The organism is Pseudomonas sp. CFBP 13602 (assembly GCF_014842725.1).
Lineage (GTDB): Bacteria > Pseudomonadota > Gammaproteobacteria > Pseudomonadales > Pseudomonadaceae > Aquipseudomonas > Aquipseudomonas baltica.
This window is the reverse complement of record NZ_JACYVT010000002.1, coordinates 354017-376941: the sequence shown is the minus strand read 5'-3', so window position 1 is coordinate 376941 and position 22925 is coordinate 354017. Positions and strand designations below refer to the sequence as shown.

18 protein-coding genes and 5 pseudogenes are annotated in these 22925 nt (G+C 57.7%); 9 read left to right on the top strand and 14 right to left on the bottom strand.

The annotated features are described in order from the left end of the window. Positions 1-61: 61 nt before the first annotated feature. Positions 62-916, bottom strand: a complete 855-nt coding sequence (locus tag IFU31_RS04855; RefSeq protein ID WP_134723321.1) for an AraC family transcriptional regulator — start codon at positions 914-916, stop codon at positions 62-64. Between the two features lie 219 nt (positions 917-1135). Then, positions 1136-2107, bottom strand: coding sequence for an XdhC family protein (locus IFU31_RS04850; protein WP_192102428.1), 972 nt, complete (start codon positions 2105-2107; stop codon positions 1136-1138). Positions 2108-2173: 66 nt separating this feature from the next. Here IFU31_RS04850 and IFU31_RS04845 point away from each other — a divergent pair, with 66 nt between their 5' ends. Further along, positions 2174-3001, top strand: coding sequence for an alpha/beta fold hydrolase (locus IFU31_RS04845; RefSeq protein WP_192102427.1), 828 nt, complete (start codon positions 2174-2176; stop codon positions 2999-3001). Here IFU31_RS04845 and IFU31_RS04840 read toward each other — a convergent pair. The 6 genes from IFU31_RS04840 to IFU31_RS04815 form a co-directional block, all read right to left on the bottom strand. Further along, positions 2994-4379: an MFS transporter gene (locus IFU31_RS04840; RefSeq protein WP_240050141.1), complete on the bottom strand. Its 1386-nt coding sequence runs from the start codon at positions 4377-4379 to the stop codon at positions 2994-2996. The two genes, IFU31_RS04845 and IFU31_RS04840, sit on opposite strands and share 8 nt — an antisense overlap. A gap of 122 nt (positions 4380-4501) precedes the next feature. Further along, on the bottom strand, positions 4502-5305 hold the full coding sequence (locus tag IFU31_RS04835) for an enoyl-CoA hydratase/isomerase family protein (RefSeq protein ID WP_134723318.1): 804 nt from the start codon (positions 5303-5305) through the stop codon (positions 4502-4504). Between the two features lie 19 nt (positions 5306-5324). Next, complete coding sequence (locus tag IFU31_RS04830) at positions 5325-6863, bottom strand: AMP-binding protein (RefSeq protein WP_134723317.1); 1539 nt, start codon at positions 6861-6863, stop codon at positions 5325-5327. 5 nt (positions 6864-6868) lie between these two features. After that, complete coding sequence (locus tag IFU31_RS04825) at positions 6869-7369, bottom strand: (2Fe-2S)-binding protein (protein ID WP_134723316.1); 501 nt, start codon at positions 7367-7369, stop codon at positions 6869-6871. Between the two features lie 2 nt (positions 7370-7371). After that, positions 7372-8178, bottom strand: coding sequence for an FAD binding domain-containing protein (locus IFU31_RS04820; protein ID WP_134723315.1), 807 nt, complete (start codon positions 8176-8178; stop codon positions 7372-7374). After that, positions 8175-11171, bottom strand: coding sequence for a xanthine dehydrogenase family protein molybdopterin-binding subunit (locus IFU31_RS04815; protein ID WP_134723314.1), 2997 nt, complete (start codon positions 11169-11171; stop codon positions 8175-8177). The genes IFU31_RS04820 and IFU31_RS04815 overlap by 4 nt, the downstream gene beginning before the upstream one ends. Positions 11172-11985: 814 nt before the next feature. Between IFU31_RS04815 and IFU31_RS04810 the strand changes: the two are divergent. Next, a pseudogene (locus IFU31_RS04810) lies at positions 11986-12480 on the top strand (3-demethoxyubiquinol 3-hydroxylase). 244 nt (positions 12481-12724) lie between these two features. Here IFU31_RS04810 and IFU31_RS04805 read toward each other — a convergent pair. Next, positions 12725-13435: pseudogene (locus IFU31_RS04805) on the bottom strand (aldehyde dehydrogenase family protein); the annotation flags it as partial. On the opposite strand from IFU31_RS04805, the gene IFU31_RS21830 reads away from it, so the two are divergent. Continuing rightward, positions 13374-13856, top strand: coding sequence for a YagK/YfjJ domain-containing protein (locus tag IFU31_RS21830; protein ID WP_192102426.1), 483 nt, complete (start codon positions 13374-13376; stop codon positions 13854-13856). The pseudogene IFU31_RS04805 and the gene IFU31_RS21830 overlap by 62 nt on opposite strands. 146 nt (positions 13857-14002) lie before the next feature. On the opposite strand, the pseudogene IFU31_RS04795 reads toward IFU31_RS21830, so the two are convergent. Beyond that, positions 14003-14191: pseudogene (locus IFU31_RS04795) on the bottom strand (IS3 family transposase); the annotation flags it as partial. A gap of 101 nt (positions 14192-14292) precedes the next feature. Here IFU31_RS04795 and tnpA point away from each other — a divergent pair. The 6 genes and pseudogenes from tnpA to IFU31_RS04770 all read left to right on the top strand — a co-directional run. Next, positions 14293-14625, top strand: coding sequence for an IS66-like element accessory protein TnpA (gene tnpA / locus IFU31_RS04790; RefSeq protein ID WP_054081783.1), 333 nt, complete (start codon positions 14293-14295; stop codon positions 14623-14625). After that, positions 14622-14957, top strand: coding sequence for an IS66 family insertion sequence element accessory protein TnpB (gene tnpB, locus IFU31_RS21650; protein ID WP_004409766.1), 336 nt, complete (start codon positions 14622-14624; stop codon positions 14955-14957). Before tnpA ends, tnpB begins: the two co-directional genes overlap by 4 nt. Before the next feature lie 83 nt (positions 14958-15040). Next, on the top strand, positions 15041-16567 hold the full coding sequence (locus IFU31_RS04780; protein WP_192102425.1) for an IS66-like element ISPsy43 family transposase: 1527 nt from the start codon (positions 15041-15043) through the stop codon (positions 16565-16567). 286 nt (positions 16568-16853) lie between these two features. Beyond that, a pseudogene (locus IFU31_RS21825) lies at positions 16854-18014 on the top strand (HAMP domain-containing protein); the annotation flags it as partial. Further along, positions 18015-18890 carry a methyl-accepting chemotaxis protein gene (locus IFU31_RS21820; RefSeq protein WP_411431746.1) on the top strand — a complete coding sequence of 292 codons (876 nt, stop codon included), beginning with the start codon at positions 18015-18017 and terminating at the stop codon, positions 18888-18890. It begins immediately after the preceding pseudogene. A 175-nt stretch (positions 18891-19065) separates the two neighbouring features. Beyond that, positions 19066-19860 (top strand): annotated as a pseudogene (locus IFU31_RS04770) (arsenic resistance protein); the annotation flags it as partial. Between the two features lie 86 nt (positions 19861-19946). On the opposite strand, the gene arsH reads toward IFU31_RS04770, so the two are convergent. Genes arsH through IFU31_RS04750 form a run of 4 tightly spaced genes read right to left on the bottom strand, consistent with a single transcriptional unit; the run spans position 19947 to position 22821 of the window. Continuing rightward, the gene (arsH, locus tag IFU31_RS04765; RefSeq protein ID WP_122743641.1) at positions 19947-20681 is read right to left on the bottom strand and encodes an arsenical resistance protein ArsH; all 735 of its coding nucleotides are present in this window, start codon (positions 20679-20681) and stop codon (positions 19947-19949) included. Continuing rightward, positions 20681-21151, bottom strand: coding sequence for an arsenate reductase ArsC (locus tag IFU31_RS04760; protein WP_192102424.1), 471 nt, complete (start codon positions 21149-21151; stop codon positions 20681-20683). Before IFU31_RS04760 ends, arsH begins: the two co-directional genes overlap by 1 nt. A gap of 9 nt (positions 21152-21160) precedes the next feature. Next, entirely contained in the window at positions 21161-22450 is a 1290-nt protein-coding gene (locus tag IFU31_RS04755) for an arsenic transporter (RefSeq protein ID WP_192102423.1), read from the bottom strand. A 20-nt stretch (positions 22451-22470) separates the two neighbouring features. Further along, positions 22471-22821, bottom strand: coding sequence for a metalloregulator ArsR/SmtB family transcription factor (locus IFU31_RS04750; RefSeq protein WP_192102422.1), 351 nt, complete (start codon positions 22819-22821; stop codon positions 22471-22473). Positions 22822-22925: the final 104 nt, after the last annotated feature.

The following is a 22925-nucleotide window of genomic DNA, read 5'->3' as shown; positions in this document are numbered from 1 at the left end:
TCCTCGCGGGGATTCGGCATCGTTGTTTGTGCGGTAAACAAAAGCTTCTGCTGCCAGTGGTCTATGTAACGGTGTAGCTGTCCACCACACGACGATACTGGCTTGGAGACGCCCCGATGTGCTGGCGGAAAAATCTCGTGAAGTGGCCTTGTTCAGAGAACCCGAGGCTTTCCGAGAGCAGCCCCAGGGTACCGCTGCGTTCATGTTCGAGCCAGGTGAAGGCGCGGCGCATCCGCGCATCGTTGACCATCAAGGTCGGCGTCATGCCGGTGTCTTTCTTGAACAGGGCGAAAAAGTGCGCACGGGACAAGCCGCTGGCGCGAGCGGCATTTTCGATCAGGTCAGGATCTTCAAGGTGTTCGAGCATATACGCTGTGCCACGGCGGATGCGCGCGTCGCGGAACTCGCCATGGGTCGGTGCACCCTGGCGCCAGAGCTGTCGCCACTGGGAGAAGTCTTCGATCAGTTGAATCAGAAAGTCGAACAGCAGGAATTCGATCCGCTCTTTGGGGACCAGGCCATAACCGTGCATTTCAGCGATCAGGATGTCGGCCAGGGTACGGTTCTGCATCGATAGGTCAATGCAGGGGTGGGCGAAAAAATCCGGCCGGGCGCTGAGCGCCAGGGACTGCTGCGCGGTGGCCAGCCAGGCCGGCTCGATGTAGAGCGCCAGGATCAGCGTGTTGCCTGCCTCGGGTTGCGGCGCGTAGAAGTGCGGTTCCCAGGCATTGACCAGCACCGCAGTGCGATCCGCCAGCGGCACCACACGACCATTGACGTTGAAATAGGTGTCCTGGCCAGACACCTTGACCAACACATGGCATTCGGAGTGGGTGTGAGTCACTAGCGGCCAATCCATGTTCAGCAGCGCGACACGGCCGAATTTACCGTGAAACACCCGTTGGGCAATCGACATTGTGTAGCTCCCTCGCTCGCTTCTAGCGGCTATTGTTGTTCGACTGCACCGAAGGAGCAGGGCAGTCGTTTGTCGTTTGCGCTCCTGTCTGAACGGTGCAGGATATGCAGCGGCGCAGCACGGCGAGACATCTGGTTCGTGAAGGCTAAATATCCCGCAAAACGGGGGCGGGCGTCCAGTCAGACCTTGGTCTGCAGGGCATTTTTATGACCATTGACCTCATAGTGCGTTGCGTGGTTTACCGTGGTACACGCGAAGCACATCGGCCATCACCGCCAGGGCTATCTCGGCAGGAGATTTACTGCCCAGATTCAGGCCGATGGGCATGTGCAATCGGGCAATCTGCGAATCGTCAAGCCCGCCGATACGCTTGAGACGTTCGGCACGCTTGGCCGAGGTTGCCTTTGAGCCCATGGCTCCAATGTAAAAGGCTGACGTGTGGACGGCCTCCATCAACGCCAGGTCGTCGATTTTTGGATCGTGGGTCAATGCTACCACCGCCGTTGCCGAGTGGCAGCCGCCTGCTGCTATGAACATTGACGGCAACACCCGTTGCATTTCGACCCCCTCAAGCTGCACATGCAGCATTTCTTCCCGGGGATCGCAGGCAATCACTTCACAGCCGATCGCCCGGCCGAAACTGGCGCAGAACTCGGCCACCGGCGACAGCCCGGCCAGAATCAACCGCAGCGCAGGCCCTACGCGAATACGCACCTGTTCGTCACTGAGCGATACCCTTTCACCCGACTGATGGGTGCCCGGTTCCAGCTGCGTTAACCCCGTGGTCAGGTCGATGTGGCGAACTTGTTGATGCTGCCCGAGCAAGGTGGCCTGCATTTGCCGCAAGTGATCGATCCAGGCCGTCGTGGCGGGGCGATGCTCCACCAGAACGATCAGCATGCCGCCGCAGGGCAGTTGCAGGCGTCGGCTTTGCTCGGCGTTTTCGCCGTAACGGACGATTTGCGCCGCTTCAAGCAGTTCGCCTCGGGCCAGACTATCGCGGAACTCGTCCTCGACGCAGCCACCGGACAGTGAACCGACGAATTGTCCCTGCGCATTGGCGACCAGCATGGCGCCTGGCGCACGGGGTGCTGATCCGTAGGTGGAAAGCACAGTGCATAGCCATAGCGCCTGGCCAGACTGCGCCCATTGCAGGGCCTGCTCGATGACCTGTATGTCGAGATGTCGCATGTCGGTTCACCTCATGGCAGACGATTGCGTTAATCTTCGGGCCTTGTTTTGAAAGCCAGCCCCTTTATGTCCTGTGAAATCGTTGTGCAGCCTGATCTTCTCGACCTGGGCGAAACCCGGATCGAATACCGCCATCTGCCGGCTACGATCCCGGCACGGCCGACCCTTGTGCTGTTGCATGAAGGCTTGGGTTGTGCGGCTCAGTGGCGGGACTTTCCCGAACAATTGCTCGCCGCTACCGGCTGTGGCGTGCTGGTCTACAGCCGTCAGGGCTATGGTCGATCCAACCCGGTGAACTTGCCGCGACCGCTGGATTACCTCACGCAGGACGGCCCCGCAGAACTGGCCCGGGTGCTTGATGTTCTGTCGCTCGATGATGTGGTGCTGCTGGGCCACAGCGACGGGGCGTCGATTGTTCTGGCCTATGCCGCGCTCAATGATCCCCGGGTACGGGGCAGCATCGCCCTCGCTCCCCATGTGCTGGTCGAAGCCAGGACGCTCGCGGGCATTCGTCAGACCACTGCCAAATGGGAAGCTGGCCGGTTGCGCGAACAACTGATGCGTCATCATGGCGCTAACGTGAACGGCGCCTTCCATGGCTGGAGCGACAGCTGGCTGCACCCTGATTTCAGCCTGGAGCCGCTGGTGGCAAGGCTTGGCGAGATCGCCCGGCCTTTGCTGGTCATTCAGGGTCGTGACGATCAGTACGCCACGCCTGAACAACTGGCGGCGATAGACGCTCATGTGACCGCGCCTTGTCGCTGCGTGCTGCTCAACGATTGCCAGCATTTTCCCCAGCGTGAAGCTACGCAGGAAACGCTGCGGCTGATCGTCGATTTCGTCGCGGCCTTGACGGAGGACCGCGACGCCCAGGCAGCATCGGTCATCAGCTGAAGTTACCTTTGGTTTCCGGCACCACGAGGCTGCCCACCAGATAGATCAGTGACAGCGCCACGGCGAACATCGCCAACATATGGGGTATTTGCGCCGGGCTGCTGCTGACCAGTGAAACGAACGTCGGCATGGTACCCCCAAGCGCGAAGCCGATATTCCAGGACAGGCCGGTGCCGCTGGCCCGCAGCTCTGTGGAAAAGCGTTCATTGAGGAAGATCAGGATCGGCGCAATCATCGCCCCACCCATGAACGCAATGCCGGAGCAGTACAGCGCGGTGCGCAGCAGCGAACCGGGCTCGGCGACATGCAGGAACATCAGTGGCAGGCAGATCAGGTTGATCAGGCTCAACAGCACGAAGGTCTTTTTCCGGCCGATCAGGTCGCTGGCGTAACCGAACATCAACGAGCCTACGATGGTTGCCACCGAGCCGTACATCAACAGCTGCGAGGTTTGGGTATGCGGGACTTTGGCCACCACGTTGAGCAGTGTTGGCAGATAACCGCACGCCAGGTAGTAGGTCGCACCGCCGCCAAAGGTAATCAGCAGATTGACCAGCATGACCTTGCGATACTCCGCGCCGAACAGGCGCTTGAGGGGCGACACGGCAGGCTTCGCGGCATTGTTTTTGCGGCTTTCCTGCAACTGGCGCCAGACCGGGGTTTCCTCAAGAAAGCGAAACATGATCAGGCCGAAGAAGGTGCTGATCAGGCCGCAGAAAAACATGCAGCGCCAGCCCCAGACATCGAACTCGGCGCCGGGGAATACTTCCGAAAGCACCAGGTAGGCAAATGATGCCAGCAACGAACCCATGCCAGCGCCCGCGCCACCGATCAGGCCTGACATCAGGCCGCGATAACGGGGCGAGATGGACTCGGTGCCGATGGTATGGGTCGAGGCAACGATGCCGCCGACGAAGATGCCCTGAATGATCCGCAGGATCAGAAACAGGATGGGCGCGATGATCCCGACCTGCGCCAGAGTCGGCAGCACGCCGAACAGCGCGGTGGAAATCCCAACGCCCACCATTGAAACCATCAGCGCACGTTTGCGCCCGTGTTTGTCGGCATACGCGCCAAAGATCGCTGAACCCAGTGGGCGTACCAGCAGGGCCACTGCGAAGGAGGCGTAGACCGCAGCCAGCGATAGCGTGGGCGTATCAGACGGAAAAAACAGCCGACCAATGATCGGCGCCACGTACAGCAGGATAAACAGGTCGAACAGATCCAGCGCCCAGCCAAAGGTGGAAGCGAAGCCTGCCAGCAAAGCCTTGCGCGCCGGCAGATAGCCTGCAGCAGGCTCCTGGGCCGCAGTCTGGGCCCCTGCACCGGGCACGGCATCAGGTGAATGAGTCGTGGTGCTGGTGTTGATTGTTGCCATGACAGTGACTCCGGTTTTTATAGTTGTTTTTATAGATCAGGGAGAAACAGATCGTCGCAGCAGAACCCTGAGGTTCAGCCGCTCACACCGCCAAGGGGTGGCAAGAGCGGCATCTGCCGGGGTTACTCGCCCTTGAATACCGCCGTGCGCTTGCCATGGAAGGCTTCGACGCCTTCCTTGAAATCCTGAGAGCTGCGCAGGCGGCTGTAGCAGTGGCCTTCCATTTCTATCGCCACCGTCAGGGGCGAGTTTTCGTTGTCGTTGATCAGGCGCTTGGCGGTGCGTTGCGCCAGCGGTGAGAAACGACGCAGTTCGTCAACCAGGGCATCGACGGTGTTTTCCAGTTCGCTGTCCGGTACGTACTCGGTGGCGATGCCCCAGTCGTATGCCTGCTGGCCGCTGATACGTTTGGCGCGCATGACCATGTGTTTGGTGCGGGTGATGCCGATCATTTTCTGCAAGCGGGCAGAACCGCCGGAGCCGGGGATCTGGCCCAGATTCTGCTCCGGCAACGCATACCGGGTGGTTTCCGAGGCGATCCGGAAATCACAGGCCAGGGACAGCTCGAATCCCACGCCAAAGGTGTAGCCACGATTGGCGGCAATCACCGGTTTTTCACAGCGTACTGGCGCGGCAACGTTCCAGGCCAGCTTCGAGACATGCTCCGGGGACGCCTCAAGAAATCCCTTGATATCGCCGCCACTGGAAAAGTGCTCGCCGGTCGAGCGAAGGACAATAACTCGGACTCCCGGATGCTCGTCCAATGCCTCGAATACTTTGCGCAGCATGTCGCGCTGAGGCATGGCAATCACGTTCAGTGGCGGCCGGTTGAGGATGATGTCGGCGCGTTCGCGTGCCGTGTCGACCACGACCTGGAAACCATCGAATTCGGTGTCAAGAAATTGCTGGATCGATTGCAGTTGCATGTGAACGTCCTCTTTGGAATTAGCAGGCGGTTTTCAAGGTTTTTGCCTGATGCTCTTCGAGCAACACGCGGCGCAGTACCTTGCCAACCGGCGACTTCGGAATTTGATCGATGAATTGATAAAGACGCGGGCGCTTGAATTTCGCCAGCCCGGAGGCCATGCAATGGGCGTCCAGCTCGGCGTCGCTGACCTCACTGCGCAGCTTGATGAACGCAGCGATAATCTTGCCCCATTGCTCATCCGGCAGACCGACCACCACCACCTCCTCGATAGCGGGGTGCAGTGACAGCAGGCTTTCGATTTCCACAGGGCTGACGTTCTCACCACCGGTGATGATCAGGTCATCGACCCGGCCAGTCACAAACAGGTCGCCGTCGGCATCGAAATAGCCGGTATCACCGGTGAAGTACCAGCCATCATGCAGTGCCTTGGCGGTGGCTTCGGGACGGTTCAGATACCCTTCGAACGCCTCGTCACTGGCCAGGTCGGCAATGATCTGGCCTTCCTCGCCCTGGCGGTTCGCCACGCTCGGGTCGCGGGCATCCATGGGCACCACGCGGATGCGCTGATTGAGCGCGCAGCGCCCCGACGACCCGGGTTTGTGATGGGCATGCTGGTCGATGGTGAAGGTGTAGATTTCCGAGCAGCCGTAGTGGTTGACGAACAGCTCAGGCTCGAACGCCTGTTCCACGCGCCTCATCAGGCCGTCGCTCATGGGGGCTCCGGCAAAGCCGATCTTCTTGACGCTGGCGACCCGTTCCTTGCGAAAGGCCGGGTGCTCGATGAGCATGTGATACAGCGTCGGCACCAGATACAGATTGCTGACTTGCTGTTGTTCAATAGCTTGCAGGGTGGCCTCGGCATCGAAGCGCGGCACGCAGACGAATTGGCCGTCGATCAAGGCCATGGACAGCAATGAACGCACTCCCATGGTGTGATAAAGCGGCATGACCCCCAAAGTGCATTCGTCATGGCGATACAGATTCTGTGCCACATGAGCCACGGCTGCGGCGCGTTCGGCACGGTGGCGGCGGGGGACGCCTTTGGGTTTGCTGGTGGTGCCAGAGGTGTACAACAGTAGCGAGAAATCTTCCGCCGTGGCGCGCAATATGGTCGAGACCGGCGCTTCGGCGGTCAGCTCCTCAAAGCTCATATCCTGCGCGGCCGCTCGTTGTCCGGTAGCGATGCGCGGCAAGCCTGTGGCGTTAGTGCACGCCGCCACGGCCGCAACCGTCGAGTCGTCGTAGGCGATCGCTTTGATGTTGGCGTCGCTGATGCAATACGCCAGTTCCTCGGACGTGGAGCGCCAGTTCAGCGGGGTGACGACAATGCCTGTGAACTGACAGGCCCAGTGAAGCGTTGCCATTTGCCAGCGATTCTGCATGGCGACCAGCAACCGGTCACCGCGTTTGAGCCCCAGCCGTTCCAGGCCATGCGCAGCGCGCTGGATGTCCTCGAACCATTGCCGGTAGGTTTTTTTCAGAGCTGCATCGCTGATCGCCACCGCATCGGGACGACGCTCGACAGCCGCAAGGAAGCTGCGTCCGAGATCGAACATTATTGTTATACCTCCAGGTTCTTCTGACGTTGTGTAGCCACTTCGAGCACGGCACGGACCATGCCGGTGTAACCGGTACAGCGGCATAAATGGCCGGACAGCATGTCGCGTACCTGGGGCTCGTCGGGGTTGGGGACCCGCTCAAGAAAGTCCACGCAGGACATGAGAATTCCTGCCGTGCAAAACCCGCATTGCAGCGCATGATGACGGCGGAAAGCCTGTTGCAGATCGCTGAGGACGTCGTCTTCGGCCAGGGACTCGACCGTATCGATGCGCCGCTCATGGCTTTGTACAGCGAGCATCAGGCACGAACGCATGGCGACGCCGTCGACCAGCACCGTGCAGGCACCGCAGACTCCATGCTCACAGCCCACATGCACGCCAGTGGCACCCAGGTCGTGGCGCAGAAAGTCGCACAGCTGAGTACGTGATTCGGTGCTGGCCGCGCGGTCGCGGCCGTTGAGTTTGAGATTCACCAGAAATGCTTGGTCGGCATTGGCGCGCATGATCAGGCTCCTTCTATGAGGCGCAGCCCCAGTTCGCGAACCAGTTGCCGACGATAGGCGGCACTGGCGTGTACATCGTCCTGGGCGTCCAGCGACCAGGCCACTTCATTGAGGGCGTCTTTGAGGCTGGCGCCGCGTGTCAGGTGCCGATGTTGCGGCCGATCGCTGACGCCGCCGATGCCGAACTCGACTTGTTCATCGCCGATCGCTGCGGCCAGGGCGACCATGGCAAAGTCGCCGTGGCGCATGGCGATTTCCTGGAAGCGATAGGTGATGCCTTCGCGCATGAGGGGGAAACGAACCTCAACCACCAACTCATCGGGCTGTTTGTCGGTGGTGAGAATCCCCTGGAAGAAATCCGCCGCCTTGACCGTGCGCTGGCGTTTTTTCGATTGCAGGATGACTTCGCCGCCCAGAGTGACCAGGCACAACGGCAATTCGGCGCTGGGGTCGGCGTGCGCCACCGAGCCACAGACTGTGCCGCGATTGCGGGTCTGGAAATGCCCGATCCAAGGCATCGCTTTCGCCAGCAGCGGCACTTCATCCATCAGGCTCGGGCGCTCCAGCAACTGCACCTGACGCACGGCGGCACCCACCGCGAGGCAATCCTGGCGCCGCTCGATGAAATTCAGGTCAGCCACATGGTTGATGTCGATCAACAGTTTCGGCTGCGCCAGGCGCATGTTCAGCACGGCCATCAGTGACTGACCGCCGGCGATGATTCGGGCTTCCTGGCCATACTCGGCCAGCAGGTCGAGTACTTCGCCGCGGCTGCTGGCACGCACATAATCAAAGGCAGCGGCTTTCATTGCGCACCTCCTTTACCGAGGAGGGCGGCGAGGCTGGCTTTCACGCGGGTCCACCAGCCTTCGCTGATGGCCTGGCCGGTGACGCGCTGGGAGAGGCGAGTGAATATCTGGCCGATGATCACTTTTGAGGCACCTTGCAGCATGCGTCCGCCGACCGCTGCGACCTTGCCACTGACCGATACCTGATAGTGGTATTCCAGGCGTGTGTGGCCGTTATCCAGCTCGACGAAACGCACCTTGGCGTGGCCGATGGCCGAGCCCATGGAGCTATTGCCCGAGCCTGACAGACGGAGCGAATGCGGCGGGTCCAGATCACTGAGCGCAACTTTGGCTTCGAAGCGGGCCCGGATCATGCCCACGCCCACTGTTACGTCGGCCCTGTAGCGGTTCTCACCTTCGAGCTCGAGGTCATGGCAGCCAGGAATGATCGCCTTGAGGGTTTGTGGATCCAGCAGGGTGTCGAACACCTGCTGCGGCGTGGCCGGTATCACCACCGAATCGTTGGCGCGCAGGGCCGAACCGCCGGCTGGCTCGGCCGGGAAGCTGTCGTCCTGCTCCATGCCAGCGGGCCGTGGCGGCTCGTCAATGCCGATCAGGGTCCGTACCCGCGATGGTGTCAGCGGCAGACGGATATCGGAACGGCCCAGCGCGTCAGCCACGGCATTGGCGATACACACCGGGGTGCTCATGTTGTTGCCTTCACCCACACCTTTGGCTCCCAGCGGAGTAAAGGGCGAGGGGGTTTCCATGTGCAGAATCATCGGTTCGATCACTTCTGGCGCGGTGGGTACCAAGTAGTCGGCAAAGGTGCCGGAGAGAAAGCTGCCGTCCGCGCCATAGGCGAATTCTTCCATCAATGCTGCGCCCAGCCCCTGGGTAAAGCCGCCACGAATCTGCCCGTCGACCAGGTCTGGGTTGAGCATGCGGCCTGCGTCATGGCTGGTGACGTAGCGGTCGATGTGAACGGCACCGGTGATCGGATCGATTTCCAAGGCGCAGATATCGAATACAAAGCCGTAGCACAAGGAGCTGTTGACCAGGTCGGCATCGTCCGGGGCGGTGAGTTGCTGCGGCGACCAGAAGGCGGTCTCCCGCATGCCACCGGATTCACCTTCAGGCAATAGTCCCGGTGCCCAGTGGGCGGCGCCGGCGATTCGGTGAAAGGGTGCCGACGGCCCATCGATGACAAAAACCTTACCGCCAGCGAAACGCACGTCTCGAGCCTCGACCTTGAGTTGTACGGCGGCCAGATTGGCCAATCGGTCGCGGATCTTGATGGCGGCCTGATACACCACCCCGGCGACCGCACCGGCAAAGCGGCTGGAATAGTTGCCGGAGGCAATCGACCAGGCGTCTTTCTGGGTATCGAGCTCAACGTTGACGATGATCGATTCCAGCGCCACGCCCAGCACCTCAGCCACAACCTGAGCGACAGCGGTCTGGTGACCCTGACCCTGAGGCGTCGACGAGACATGCACGGTGACATCACCCAAAGGGCCGACCGTGACCGTGGCGGTGCTCACCGCGCCGTTTTTCGGCCCGGCCTTGGCACGTTCCTCCACGCTCATGGCCGTGGTGATGTAACCCATGTTGGAGATCGACGGTTCGATCACGGCGGTATAGCCGATCCCATAAATCCGTCCTTCGGCTCGCGCCTTGTCACGGCGCTGGAGCAGATCTGCCAGCCCGCCATCATTGACGGCCAGGGCAATACTCGCCTGATAGTTGCCGGAGTCGAGCAGGGCACCAGCTGCGGCCCGGTAAGGGAAGGCATCGGCGGGGACCAGATTGCGGCGAATCACTTGCAGCGGATCAAGCTTGAGCTGCACTGCGATATGCTGCATCAGCCGTTCGAGGGCGAAATACACCTGCGGCCCGCCAAAGCCACGGTTGAGGCCGGTTGGGGTCTTGTTAGTCAACACCACGCGGTTGCGCACCAGCAGATTGCGGATGGCATAGGCCCCGGTCAGATTGCCGTGCATGCGATAAAACGTGGCGGGCTCCGGGGCGCGCAAGTAGGCGCCGCAGTCGTCGATCTGGTCATAACGCAACGCCGTGACCAGCCCGTCGGCATCCACCGCCGCTTCGATTTCGGTGACGCGATTGGTTGCCGATGACGCGCCTTGCAAATGTTCCAGCCGGTCCTCGACCCACTTCACCGGAGCGCCGACCTTGCGTGCCGCCAGGCCCATCATGACCACGTAAGGGAATACCCCTTGTTTGATCCCGAAACTGCCGCCGGAATCTTTCGGGGTCCGCAGCCGCAGCCGGTTACCGGGAACGTTCAGGGCACGGGCCATCACGGTATGCAGTGCATAGGGGCCTTGAAAGTTGGCCATGACGTCGTACACGCCAGTGGTTCGTTCGAACTGCGCGAGCACTACATAGCATTCGATCGGCGTGCAGGAGTTGCGCGGGTACTGGACCTTGATCGAGACCCGGTGGGGTGCGGACTCAAAGGCCTGCTCGGGTTCGCCGTAACGGAAATGACGCTCGTTGACTACGTTGCTGCCGACCGCTTCATGGAGCACGGGCGCTTGTTCTTCAGTCGCGGCCTCGGGATCGATGATCGGCGGCAATGGCTCGTAGTCGATGCGTACGGCTTCGATGGCGTCTTCGGCCAGATAGCGGTTTTCGGCAATCACCACCGCGACCGGTTCGCCAACGTAACGCACCTTGTCGACTGCGATACACCAGTGCTCCATGGGTTGCCGCACGCCTACAGGAAACGGTAGCGCCCAGCGTTTGACGTCTTCGCCGACCAGCACGCCGTGAACGCCTTTCATTGTCAGGGCTTTGGCGAAATCAATGGACGTAATACGCGCATGGGCATGGGGGGAGCGAACGATGGCGGCATGCAGCGTGCCGGGCGCAATGGCGGCATCGTCGGCGAAACGGCCCAAACCACGCAGCAGCGCGGCGTCTTCGACGCGGGCCTGCCGGGCACCGATATGGCCTGTGCTGGTCTGGCTATCATGCGGATGACTGTTCATGTTTTCGGCTCTTGTTTTTATGCTTCGCGCTATTCACGCGATTGCTCTGGGGCCGAGTGTGAGAGAAGGGCACAGGTTTTTCCTTGCCTTGGCTGATGGAGTTCTGCGCCGGAGTCGGAAAAATTGCCCTGGAGTCTGATTTAAGGACAGCTGACCAACTAATAAGGGCTGCGAACCTCCCATCTGCAGATGTAGTCGGTTTGTGTAGCTTGAAAATGCCAGGGAACAGGTCTCAGTCAGGCGCAATCTTCACGGCGTTGCGCACCGCCTGGGCATTCAGCGCTGAAACGGTCAAAACGGAACGACATTAGATCGATGCAGGGCGGGTTGGCCACTGGACCAGTTGCGACATGAGCAGGCTCGCTGCCAGACCAATCCCGAAACCATGTTCGTCAAAGGCGCATCCCAGGAAAAAACAGGGATTGCATCTGCTGTGGCAATCACCGGTGTGGCGTAGGGCGTGACGTCGTTTACGGCCAATGCATCCATCGGATGACTTCAGAGTCACCCTATTTGTTTGATGAATAAACTCTATGGGCGCTGGCTGGAAAGCTAGAAGCGTGATCCTGAGCAGCGAAGATGGTCTTCCAAAGGACCGCTATCGACCCAAAGCGGTCACTCAGCCGCTTAAAGATCGGCCAAATCGACGAGGGTGAGGGGCCGCCCTGTGAACTCACTTGCTTATCTGCTTGGTGTTACAGCACGATGCCGGCTCAAGAGCAAGGACCGGCCCGATGACCAAGCCCCTCGAACAAGAAATCTCAATGTGAATTCACCAGACTACACGGCTAAGGGCGAAGACCTCGGCAACCGCATGATGAAAGTCGACCATGCGGGCGAGCATGGCGCGATCTGTATCTACAGCGGACAGCTGTTTATGGCCCGGCTTTTCGTCCCGGGCATGGTGGATGAACTCAAGGAGTTCCTCTCCCACGAGCGCCGCCATCGGACGGTTTTTTAGGAAGAGCTGCAACGCCGCAGTTATCCCCGCTGCCGTAGTTATTGGTTGTGTGGCATCGGCGGTCTGGCGTTGGGTCTGGTTACTGGCATCTGTGGCCGCAAAGCTGTTGTTGCTACTACCGTCGCAGTTGAGAGTGTGGTGCTCAAGCACCTGGCTCATCAACTTCAAGTGCTGGCCGATATCGATCTCCCCGCGGTGGCGGCCATTACTTCGATTGTGGAGGAGGAGCAGCATCATCATGACCACTCCGCAGCGCAGATTGATGTGCGCGATCCCTGGTTCAGGGTACTGACACCGATGGTGACTGCATGGACTGAGGCGGTAATCTGGATGGGTATGCGTTCTTAGGACGCATGTGTAATTATCCCGTTTCACTGCCGCAGTCTTTTAGACAAATAAACGACTGCTTCTGGCCGGAAGCAAACGTTGAAAGGGTGATTGATAGACTTCCAAGGTTAGATAGACCAGCGAGTACATCTCTCTCAACGAAATAAATAAGGATATCCAAACAGAGAGGGTCTTATGAAACTTATGCAGTCACCCTAGAGGAGTTATCAATGCAAATGCCCAGCATTGAGCCGGGCATCATATGTCACTTCAACGTTATCGTAGTATTAACCCCTTCGCTTACGCTTTTGTCATCAAACCATCTGCTTGTAATGGTTTTGGTCTGCGTATAGAACTGAATGACCTGCTTGCCATAGGGACCAAGGTCACCGAGTTTCGAACCGCGTGAACCTGTGAAGCTGAACGACGGTACGGGTACCGGAATCGGAATGTTGATACCCACTTGGCCGACATCGATCTCGCTCTGGAATTTGCGGGCTGCGGCGCCGCTTTGGGTAAACAACCCCACACCGTTGCCAAACGGATTTGCATTCACCAGGGCGATGGCCTCGTCCAAGCTGTCAACTTCCAGGACGACGAGAACCGGTCCGAAAATCTCCTGGGTGTAAATATCCATGTCGGTAGTGACACCCGAAAACAAAGTGGGTCCGATGAAATTACCTTCTTCGAAACCTGGAACGCTGATCTCACGGCCATCGAGTTCCAGCTTCGCACCTTGGCGGACCCCGCTTTCGATCAAACCGAGGATTCGCTGTTTGGCACGCTTTGAAATCACCGGGCCGACATCGGTAACGGGTTCAGAGCCGGCGTTCACTGTCAGTTTCAGAGCCAATTCTTTGATATCAGGCAACCAGGTGCGCGCTTCGCCGACCAGGACAATTACCGAGGTGGCCATGCAGCGCTGCCCGGCTGCACCGAAACCGGCACCTACCAGTGCGTTCAACGTATGTTCGCGTGCAAGAGCCAGTAAGGGGGGCAAGAGAGCGCATCCTACAGATGTGCGACTGGTATGGGTAAGGGAATTCGGTCCTGTGAGTAAACGACCTCACTATCATCTCATGGTCGTTGTTAATCGCGATGCTTATCGCGGTGTAGGCGACTTGAATTCCAATGACGATAACCTAGCACGCTGCATCCAAGGTGCTTGGGCAAGTGCCTTGAGACTGAATCCTGATGCGTACAGGGGACTGGTCAGCTTCTCTCGGGGAGGGCAGTACGACATCATCAACGACAATGGGTATAAGCAGGTGCTGGGGGCGATGCAATACCTCTCTAAAGAGTATTCTAAAGTGCAGGATGGAGCTTGTAACATTGGTTATAGCCTCGCTCGTAAGGACTTGATGACCCACGGATGTAGCATCCAGTGCCTTCATTAGTTGGTAAGAGTCACTACGCCAGCAATACTTGTCGCGGCGGATCTGGTAATAGAGTATTCAATTAAGGAATAAGCATCTATCATGAAAAACTCTAGCAATCCACTGTTTACAGATAAATAGATGAGGTCTGAATAGTCCCGGATTTTCTAGACACTCTCCAAGCTCAGAAAATAGCGTTTTTCATACTCTACTGGAGACAGCAGCATAGCACTGCTGTGCCAGCGTTTAGGGTTATATAAAATTTCGATGTAATCGAAAATATCACTTCGGGCGTCTTCGCGCGTTGTGTAGATCTTTCGTCGGATTCGCTCCCGCTTCAAAAGCTGGAAAAAGGTAACCGTCCGGGCAACACACCTTCCTGACACCGTCGCTTGAGGCGATGGTGTCCACCCAAATATAGGTGGACACCATTTTTAGCCTTTTTAAGCGGACGCCCATGCCACAAGAACGCCGTTCCTATTCCAAGTCCTTCAAGGCCCAGATCATTGCTGAGTGCGCCCAACCTGACACTTCAATTGCCAATGTCGCCTTGACCCACAACCTCAATGCAAACCTCGTCCATAAATGGATTCGGGTGCATGCACAAAAAAACCTGACACTTCAAACCGCCTTCATCCCGGTCAAGACATCGCCGCCGGTGCCGATGCATCAGGCCCTTCCTGCCACGATCCGAATCGAAGTGCCGCATTCAAAAGGCGTAGTCGTGGTGAGTTGGCCGGCAGAAAATGCAGCGGCGTGTTCTGCTTTCCTGCGAGACCTGCTGCGATGATCCGCATCGACTCCATCTGGCTTGCCACCGAGCCCATGGACATGCGCGCAGGCACTGAAACTGCGCTGGCGCGGGTCGTGGCGGTGTTCGGTGCGGCGAAGCCGCACTGTGCTTATCTGTTTGCCAACCGTCGTGCCAATCGCATGAAAGTGCTGGTGCATGATGGCTTGGGGATTTGGCTTGCTGCTCGGCGCTTGAATCAAGGACGTTTTTTTTGGCCGGGCGTGCGGCACGGCTCTGAAGTCGAGTTGGATGCAGAGCAACTTCAAGCCTTGGTGCTCGGCTTGCCTTGGCAACGCGTCGGTTCCGGAGCAGCCATCACGGTGCTCTAATTCGCCTGCCATGGCCTGCTTGCCAGCGCAATTGGCCCATCAGTCTATCGCCGCCACTAGCCCTCTCTGGCAAAATCGGCGGCATGACTTCGCATCCGAATCTCGATCAATTAAACCCTGAAGAACTGCGTGCCTTGGCGGCGCAGCCGATCCAGCGCGTCGAGACGATGGACAAGCAAATCACTCATCACAAATCGGTCAACGAGAAGCTGGCCCACGAGATCGCGCTGCTCAAACGCTTCAAGTTTGCCAAGCGCAGCGAGCAGTTGAGCCCGGATCAAGCCAGCCTGCTCGACGACTTGATCGATACGGATATCGCCGCTATCGAAGCCGAGTTTGAGGCGCTGCAACCGGCACCTGTCGAAGCCAAAGTGCGCCAGCAACCCAAGCGCGCACCGCTGCCACCGCAGTTTCCTCGCACACTGATCCATCACGAACCGGACAACAGCCACTGCCAGTGCGGCTGCGCACTCAAGCGCATCGGCGAAGACGCCAGCGAAAAGCTCGACTACACGCCCGGCGTGTTCACAGTCGAACGCCACATCCGTGGAAAGTGGGCCTGCGAACAGTGCGAAACACTGATCCAGGCGCCGGTACCGGCGCACGTCATCGACAAAGGCGTCCCGACCGCAGGCCTGCTGGCCCACATCATGGTGGCCAAGTTTGCCGACCATCTGCCGCTGTATCGCCAAGAGAAAATCTTCGGCCGCGCCGGGCTGCCCATCGCCCGTTCGAACTTGGCGCAGTGGGTGGGCAACTGCGGCGTGCAATTACAGCCGCTGGTTGATGCGCTGCGCGAAGCCGTGCTGACGCACGACGTCGTTCACGCCGACGAGACGCCGGTACAAATGCTGACGCCTGGTGCGAAAAAAACTCATCGCGCTTACGTCTGGGCCTATGCCACCAGTCAGTTCTCCAACCTGGCGGCGGTCGTTTACGACTTCAGCCCGAGCCGCGCTGGCGAACATGCCCGAGCCTTCTTGGGCAGTTGGAACGGCAAGCTGGTCTGCGATGACTTTGCCGGCTACAAGGCAGGCTTTGAACTGGGCGTTACGGAGATCGGCTGCATGGCCCATGCCCGCCGGAAGTTCTTCGACTTGGACGTGACCAACAAGAGCCAGGTCGCCGAAAAAGCGCTGAACTACATCGCGGCCTTGTACGAAGCTGAACGAGAAGTCCGAGAGCTGGAGCCGGGTGATCGGCAGCGAATACGGCAGGAAAAAGCAGCGCCAATCGCCGACGCACTTCATACCTGGATGATCGCCCAAAGACAGCTTGTGCCTGAGGGTTCGGCCATCGCCAAGGCCCTGGATTACAGTCTCAAACGCTGGATAGCGCTGACGCGCTATCTCGATGACGGTGCCGTGCCCATCGATAATAACTGGTGCGAGAATCAAATCCGGCCGTGGGCTCTTGGGCGTTCGAACTGGCTGTTCGCGGGATCGTTACGCAGCGGTAAACGTGCAGCGGCGATCATGAGTTTGATCCAATCGGCGCGACTCAACGGCCATGATCCGTATGCTTATTTGAAGGACGTCCTCACGCGCCTGCCGACGCAGCGGGCAAGTGAGATTGCGGAGCTACTACCGCATAGGTGGCGACCGGTTTAGTTGCGCAAGACGGGATGCCCGGACGCACCTCCAACTGGTGCCATTACCGGTCTACTTAGCCTTTATGCTGGTTATCCATGCATTCCTCCCTACAGCTTCGCCCGGTTCAGCCGATAGTTTTCGTACCAAGAGAAGCGCGGCAATTCGATCCTGTAAAAAAGGAGAGTAAGCGGCTTTTGAGGAAGATCTCTTGGAATGCTTTCATTACCTCATAACCATAAATGAGAGATGGGCACTTTTTAACGCCTAAGAAAGCACTCACAGACCTTGAGTGATCGAGAACCCGATGAATTTATTAGCGCCTGCCCTGTTCGTTACCAACCGTGTTCGATTCCCCATGAAATTCGCAATTTTGGGATTTATTGTCCTGATTCCTCTGCTCCTGCTAGGCACCCGGGTGATGCTTTCACTGAACACGAGCATCACGGGCATCAAGCATGAACAGGTGGGTCAACAATACTTGTTGGACGTCACCCCTATCCTGCGTCTAACCATGATTCAGAGGGCGCTGACACACGGCATGCTCAGCGGTGACACCAACGCAGTAGCCAATGCAGCACGCAATGCTGAAAAGCTTAACGATGCCTATGCGACTCTTGCTGCGCAGGACGCAAAATTTAGCACCCAACTGGCAACGACAGACCGAGTTCAGACGTTGCGTACCGCTAGTGTGCAGCTGGTTGAACGCGCCAAAGCAGGCGAAGCACCTTTGGTGATCTTTTCCGCGTGGAACGACCAGTTAACCGACCTAATGAATTTCGTTTACTACATTACGGCCACTTCCGGCATGATTTTGGACGAAGAAGCAGGTTCGTTGTACCTCATCGATCTAAGCTCTATACGTCTGCCTCGGCAAATAAATCTGGTCGGACAGATTCGCGGTCTGGCCAGCGGTTTTAGCGCTGACCGTCCTCTGGACGACACCACTCGTATTTTTGCCCAGACTTTGTTGAAACATGAGCTGCTAATGCGTCAAGAGTTGCAGCAGAGCCTTTCCCTGCTTCGCCGAGAAGAGCCGAAATTATCTGGTGTAGTTCAGCCGTCTGTAACAACAGCCATTACCGACCTGGAAAATCTGCGTAAAGACCTGGTGGACTACCTTGATCCGAGCAAGCGCTCAAACGTGAATGCCAACACCTTGGGCGAGCGTGGAAACGCCGTCGTTGCTCAGTTTTACAAAGCTCAGGATCAGATGCAGGAATCGCTGCGAATTCGAATTGATGAGCGTCTGAATACACTGAGTAATGAGCGTACTTTCGGCACTGAGCTATTTATCGCCATTGCGATACTGCTGCTCTATGCGTTCGTCGGCATCTACAAGGCTCTGCGGATTGGGGTTGATGAGCTCCTAGCTGTGACGGCACGTATTGCTCAAGGCGATCTGAGCGCGCGCGTCCGAATCAACAGCCACGATGAAATCGGTGATGTAGGCGAGGGACTTAACCGCATGGTAACGGCCTTCTCTGGCTCACTGAGCCAGGTGGAGCGTAGCTCGCATTCAGTCTCAGATGCGGCAAAGCGACTAGAGATCTCCATAGGCCAAGCCAAAGCCTCAATGAACTCACAACAGGCTGAAACCGAGCAGGTTGCTACTGCCATCAACGAAATGACCGCGAGCGTTGCCGACGTGGCCCAGAATACCGAGGGCGCAGCACGTGCCGCTGAATCTGCAAGCAGTGCGTCTAACGACGGCTTGAAAGTTATGATTGAAACAAGTGCCGCTATTGAGGCGTTGGCCAACGAAGTGGAGCTCAGTGCAAGCAAAGTCGAAGCGTTAGCGACACACAGCAAAGAAATCGGTGGTGTCATCGAGGTCATCAGTACCATCGCGGATCAGACTAACCTGCTGGCCCTTAACGCGGCCATCGAGGCGGCGCGAGCTGGCGAGCAAGGCCGTGGTTTCGCGGTCGTGGCTGACGAAGTGCGGACTCTGGCCTCGCGCACACAAAACTCCACAGAAGAAATTCGACGGATCATCCAACAGTTGCAAGGCGCTACTGATGCCGCTGTTCAACAGATGAAAGCTGGGCAAACCCGAGCTAGGGAATGCATTCAGGCAGCGAGCCAAGCGTCTGGCAGCCTGAACCAGATCAATGAAGCAGTAGACGGAATTGTGGGCATGAACACTCAGATTGCAAGTGCGGCGGTGCAGCAACATTCGGTCTCAGAGGATATCAATCGCAACGTCATCGGCATTCGAAACAGCAGCTTAATCGTCATGAAAGGCGTAGAGGACAACGCCGTAACGGCTGACGAGCTTTCATTGCTCGCTAATGAACTTCGCAGCGTAGTCGGCAAGTTTAAGTTATCCAGCAACGCTTGAAAGGAATCTCAAGCGTTTCAATTGTTGATAGCACGAGAAAGTGCTTTGATCGGGTCTGACTGGGGTGATGATGCCCGGCAGTCCCTGATCGACATTGAGGGCTGAGCTTCATCGTTGCGCAATCTCGTAAAACAATAGAGCCAGCTACGCTAGATGACTTGCCCGGACGGTTACCTTGGATCTCCGGGATGGGCTGGCCAATAAGCGCTTCATGGCGGCGCTGCTGACCGCGAATTTCCTAGCCATTCCCTTGTTGGTCTGGGCGTTGACTACGGGACTAAGCAATCATCCCGCGATTTTGGTAGGTGCTTTGCTGGTTCTGCTGACGCCTTGTATCGATTATGTGGTGGTGTTTACCCATATCGGGAAGGGCGATTCCAAACTGATCCTTGCAGCCACTCCATTGCTACTTTTGCTCCAGCTTGTGCTACTGCCGCTGTACCTTGCCTTCATGCTGGGCGACGACTCTGCAGTAGTCATATCCATCGGACCATTCATTGAGGCCTTTGTGGTGCTGATCGCCCTGCCTTTGGTTTTGGCGATAGCAACGGCTGCCGGGGCGAAGCGGTCGCGCTTTGTTGACGGCTGGAATAGCGCATGGGCTTGGATGCCTGTGCCGGCTATGGCTGCTGTGCTAGTGGTAGTGATTGGCTCGCAGATTTCGGCAGTGGTCAGAGATATAGATAAGCTGCTACCTGTGATTCCTGTCTACATCGGCTTCATGCTCCTGGCTCCACTGGTGGGTGCGCTGGTTGCGCGAGCATTCAAATTGCCAGCTATCACTGCCAGATCAGTTGCATTCAGTAGCTCGACACGCAATTCATTAGTCGTTTTACCTCTAGCGTTGGCTTTACCCGAAGAAATCAGAGGGCTAGCTGCAGCTGCGGTCATTACTCAAACGTTGATTGAGTTGATAAGCGAGCTGATCTATATCCGAGCCATTCCTGCGTTGGTGTGGCGCAAAATTTAGGAGCCGATGACTCATCCTCCCACGCCGTAGCTGCTCGTTGGCCCTGTTAGCGCATTGCGCTAACAGGCTTGTAAGCTCAAGGTTAACTAAATAGACCGCTGGTTCACCCGTTTGGAAAGGGCCTCGGCGTCCTCCTTGCGCTCCGAATAGCGGTCTACCAGGTAACTCTCTCGACCTCGTACCAACAACGTGAATTTCACCAGTTCCTCCATCACGTCCACTACCCGATCGTAGTAGGCAGACGGCTTCATGCGCCCGGCTTCGTCAAATTCAAGGAAGGCTTTGGGTACCGAGGATTGATTCGGGATCGTGACCATGCGCATCCAGCGGCCCAGGATACGAAGCTGATTGACCGTATTGAATGACTGGGATCCGCCGCATACCTGCATCACGGCCAACGTCTTGCCTTGCGAGGGCCGTACCGCGCCCATGGCCAAGGGTATCCAATCGATCTGCGCCTTGAACACGGCCGACATCGACCCATGCCGTTCCGGCGCACACCACACCTGACCCTCAGACCACAGCACCAGGTCGCGCAGTTCCTGGACTTTTGGATGTTCCACGGGTGCATCATCAGGTAACGGCAGACCTGAAGGGTCGAAGATGGCCGTCTCTGCGCCCATGAGATTCAGGAGTTGCGCTGCCTCTTGAGTCAGCAACCGACTGAACGAGCGCTCACGGGTGGATCCATAGAGCAACAGGATGCGAGGCTTGTGATCGGGCTGCATACCCTGGCCAAGCTTCTCAGGCGTAGGCACATCGAGCAGGGTTAGGTCCAGGCTGGGGAAGTCTTCCGGATATTCGGATGTAGGCTCGATCATTACAGCGCTCCAATCCTGTCCAACGCATGCTTAAGCTCTGTTGAACTGAGCGCATCCAAATCCAAAGCAAAGAAGGCCGTAAATCGGTTCTGGATAGTTGCCACGGTACCCTCAAAGGCTGCCTGCTTTTCCTCATCGCTACCAACGACATCCGAGGGATCAGACAACCCCCAATGACTCTTGATAGCAGGGCCAAAATAGACGGGGCAGGGCTCGCCTCCAGCCTTGTCACAGACGGTGATCACAACGTCAGGCGGATTGTCCTGGAAGCTCTCTGAGCCCTTGCTATGTAGCACTGACGTATCGATGCCGAGCGCTTGGAGGGTACTGACCGCCTGAGCATTGAGTCGTCCGCTGGGAAAGCTGCCGGAGCTCACTGCTGTGACGCCTTTAGGGGCCAGGTGGTTGAACAGCGCTTCAGAAAGCACGCTCCGACAGCTATTGGCGGTACACATGAAAAGGATTTTCATCGGTGGCTCCTAGGCTTGGATGCTGAGCCGCAGGGCGAGTGCGGCCAGGGTAATAAGCAGCACAGGGATGGTCAGCAGGCTGCCGACCTTGAAGTAGTACCCCCACGTGATGCGGATGTTTTTTTTAGCCAGGACATGGAGCCACAGCAGCGTGGCCAGGCTACCGATCGGGGTGATCTTGGGCCCCAAGTCGCAGCCGATGATATTGGCGTACACCATGGCCTGATGGACCACGCCTGTGGCCTGACTGGCCTGTATCGAAAGCGCACCGATAAGCACGCTGGGCATGTTGTTCATCACTGAGGACAGCAATGCAGCCACCACGCCTGTACCCATAGTTGCAGTCCACAGGCCCTGTTCAGCGAAGACATCAAGCAGAGACGTGAGAGTGTCCGTGAGCCCTGCGTTGCGCAGCCCATAGACCACCAGGTACATCCCTAGCGAAAACACCACAACCTGCCACGGTGCATTTTTGATAACCGTACGGGTAGAAATAACGCAGCCTTTGCCGGCGATCACTAGAAGGATGAGTGCGCAGCTGGCTGCTACTGCACTGATAGGTACCCCCAGCGGCTCTAGTGCAAACAGACCGACAAGCAGCAGCGCCAAGACCCACCAGCCGGCGACAAAGGTAGCCTTGTCACGGATGACAGTCTCAGGTGCATCGAGCTGCTGCGGATCGTAGGTGGTGGGTATGTCGCGCCGATAGCACAGCCAGAGCATGAACAAGGTCGCCACTACGCTAACCACGTTCACAGGCCACATGACCGCGGCATATTCGGAAAAGCCAATCTGGAAGAAATCAGCCGACACGATATTGACCAGATTGGACACCACCATAGGCAGGCTCGCGGTATCGGCGATGAAACCTGCAGCCATGACAAAGGCCAAAGTAGACGCCGGGCTAAAGCGCAAGGCTGTGAGCATGGCAATGACGATAGGGGTGAGGATCAACGCGGCACCATCGTTTGCAAACAAAGCTGAAACAGCGGCGCCCAGCAGGATCATCAGGATGAACAACCGGATGCCTTTGCCTTGGCCCAACCGTGCCATGTGCAAGGCAGCCCACTCGAAGAATCCGGCCTCATCCAGTAACAGGCTAATGATGATAACGGCGATAAAAGTGGCCGTTGCATTCCACACGATGGTCCACACCGTAGGTACGTCGCTTAGACCAACCACACCCGTAAGCAAAGCCAGTAGTGCGCCGGCGGCGGCGCTCCAGCCTACGCCCAATCCCTTCGGCTGCCAGATGACCAACGTAAGTGTCAGAGCGAATATTGTGATTGCAGCAACCATATGGACACTCTCCAGCGAAATCAGCAGCACGCGGCCTGGCGGACTGGACGACCTTCCATTGATGCAAGACGGCTTGCGTCTTGATCAATCCAAGACTGATTAGCACTGCGTGTTATCTGGAGCACCTGCATAACCCATTCGGGCAACTGTGGATGCAAGCGGTAATAAATCCACTGTCCCTGACGGCGGTCCGCTAATAACCCGCAATTACGAAGTTGGGCTAAATGCCGAGAGATTTTCGGCTGACTATCATCCAGCGCCCAAATCAGCTCGCAGACACAGAGCTCGTCTTGGTCAGCGAGCATGAGCATGATGCGTGTGCGCGTTTCGTCGCCAAGACACTTGAAGACGGTCGCCGGTGACAGATCCATGAGCGTTCCTAGATATGCATGTATTCGAATATTCGAATATACACATATTGTTCTGACTCCGCACGCCACAGGAAGGATTCTTTTTTTCCTGTCTGTCAATACTT